This is a genomic window from Chryseobacterium sp. 2TAF14, assembly GCF_052115105.1.
In the GTDB taxonomy this organism is placed as follows: Bacteria; Bacteroidota; Bacteroidia; order Flavobacteriales; family Weeksellaceae; genus Chryseobacterium.
On the sequence record NZ_JBFRGA010000285.1, the window covers coordinates 1 to 2,422 of the forward strand.

2 protein-coding genes and 1 pseudogene are annotated in these 2,422 nt (G+C 35.8%); all 3 read left to right on the plus strand.

The genetic code is table 11. The annotated features are described in order from the left end of the window. The coding region (locus AB4Y90_RS17505; protein ID WP_441558848.1) for an Rne/Rng family ribonuclease at positions 1-1,346 on the plus strand (1,346 nt) is incomplete at its 5' end. A gap of 198 nt (positions 1,347-1,544) precedes the next feature. Then, a complete protein-coding gene (locus tag AB4Y90_RS17510; protein ID WP_441558849.1) occupies positions 1,545-2,171 on the plus strand; it encodes an NUDIX hydrolase in 627 nt (208 codons plus the stop codon). Between the two features lie 28 nt (positions 2,172-2,199). Beyond that, positions 2,200-2,422 (plus strand): annotated as a pseudogene (locus AB4Y90_RS17515) (1-acyl-sn-glycerol-3-phosphate acyltransferase); the annotation flags it as partial.

Consider the following 2,422-nt stretch of genomic DNA (forward strand, 5'->3'; position numbering starts at 1 on the left):
ATCTGGGACCGCAATACCTTACCTACCGGAAATTTTTAAAAGATTCGGTTTCTAAAAAACAGGCTTCATCAGGCTTGAAGAATTTTGAAATTCAGCCTGAAATCGACAAAAACGGGACTGTAGATAAGATCATCGCTAAAGATGATATCGTTTTATTGCAAATTACCAAGGAGCCTATCTCCACAAAAGGACCGAGAATTTCTACCCAAATTTCTTTAACAGGACGTTTTTTGGTTTTGATACCTTTCGATAATAAAGTTTCAATCTCAAAAAAAATAAGCAGTTCTGAAGAAAAAGTAAGACTTCGCACTTTGATCGACAGTATAAAGCCGGAAGGTTTCGGCGTCATCATCAGAACGGTAGCAGAAGGTAAAAAAGTAGCAGACCTCCACAATGATATGAATCAGCTGATTCAGAAATGGGAGAATACTTTTAAGAATATTCAGAAAAACAAAGTACCTTCTAAGGTCTTGAGTGAAGATGATAAAGCATCATCTATCCTGAGAGATAACTTCAATCAGGATTTTGTAAATATCATTTGTGACGACGAGCAAATGGTAGAAGAAATGAAAAATTATCTGGAAGTAATAGCGCCTGAACGAAAAAACATCGTTCAGTTCTACGACTCCCACATTCCTCTCCTCGAATATTATAACGTTGAAAAGCAGCTAAAACAAAGCTTCGGAAAACACGTAAATATTCCAAGTTCAAAAGGTGCATACCTTGTCATCGAGCACACAGAAGCACTTCATGTAGTCGATGTAAATTCCGGAAACAACATTACCACCGGAAACACTGCCAATAAAGAACACGCATTACACGTGAACAAAATGGCAGCCACAGAAATTGCAAGACAATTGCGTCTTCGCGATATGGGAGGCATCATCGTTGTAGATTTTATCGACATGACCAACCCCGATCACAGAAGAGATTTGTATGAGCATTTTAAAACAGAAATGAGCCGCGACAAAGCCCGTCACAAGATTTTACCGCCAAGTAAATTTGGATTGATACAAATCACAAGACAAAGAAACCGTCCGGAAAAACAAATCGACATCAAAGAAGAAAATCCCAACAAAGACGGAGAAATTGTAGCTCCGATCGTAATTGTTGAGAAAATGGGAGACACCATCAGAACCATTATGCAGAAAGAAAAAGGAAAACTTTTCCTGCATGTACACCCTTTCGTGGAAGCTTACCTTACTAAAGGTATTAAAAGCATACAAATGAAATGGTTTTTGAAATATAAAAAATGGGTCACCATTATTCCGAGGGATTCTTTCAAGTATTTAGAATACAAAATCTACAATTCAGAAAAAGAAGAATTGAGCGGATATTCTAATTAAAAAACATTCTACAGCCTCCAAAAATCTGGAGGCTTTTTTATTTTCAGATAAAATAAGTTCTGAAAATATATTAAACATTGAATCTCAAACCATCAACCAACAACTATCAACTAAAAAACTATCCCCTTTATCTTGAAATTATCTTTAATTAACATTTTCTTACTTCCTTTCTACAAGATATATTAGTAAATTTGAACTATGAGTTTTGGAAAAGATTTACTACGAAAAATAAAAAATGCTGAATTGGCAGGCGCCAACGCACACGGAATTTTTTCACCTCCTTCCCGTCCTATCTTTACATACGATGAGGTTTTAGAAAAAAATCCGAAATTTGCAGCGGTAAATATTGTTTTATATCTAAAAGATAATGAATGGCATTTTCCGCTGATTGTAAGATCAAAAAACGAAAGAGACCGTCACAGCGGGCAAATTTCACTTCCCGGCGGAAAACGCGAAGAAATGGATGAAGATTTTGCCCAAACCGCAATACGCGAAACTTCCGAAGAAATTGGCATTGAAAAACATTATGTGAGAATTATACGGGAGCTCTCTCCTATTTACATTCCGCCAAGTAATTTTTATGTGTATCCTTTTATCTCTTATACCAAAAAAAATCCTGAATTTATTTTGCAGCAAAGTGAAGCGGTAGAAGTGATAGAATTTCCTATTACTTCGTTTTTAAATTTACCGGACAGCCCTGAAATTATGGCACTTCCGGGAGCAGGAGGTCATGAAGTTCCGGTCATTAATTTTAACGGATATATCATTTGGGGAGCCACAGCGATGATCTTAAGCGAATTCAGCCAGTTGATTAAAAAAATGTAACTTTGCAACTATTATGTTTAATTGAAAAATGGCGAAGAAAAACATTTTTACCGATTCATTCGGAACACCTTATTTCTTAAAAAGATTAATCATTTTTATTCTGGGAATTATTTCTTACAGAAGATTCAATGGTTTCAACAAGCTTAAAATCACCGGAACAGAAAATCTGGTAGATCTTCCGGATTCTAATGTACTTTTCGTATCAAACCATCAAACTTATTTTGCTGATGTTGCTGCAATGTATCATGCAT

Excerpts from the sequence above, each read along its gene's own strand:
- AB4Y90_RS17510 (WP_441558849.1), top strand. The coding sequence starts at position 1,545 with ATGAGTTTTGGAAAAGATTTACTACGAAAAATAAAAAATGCTGAATTG.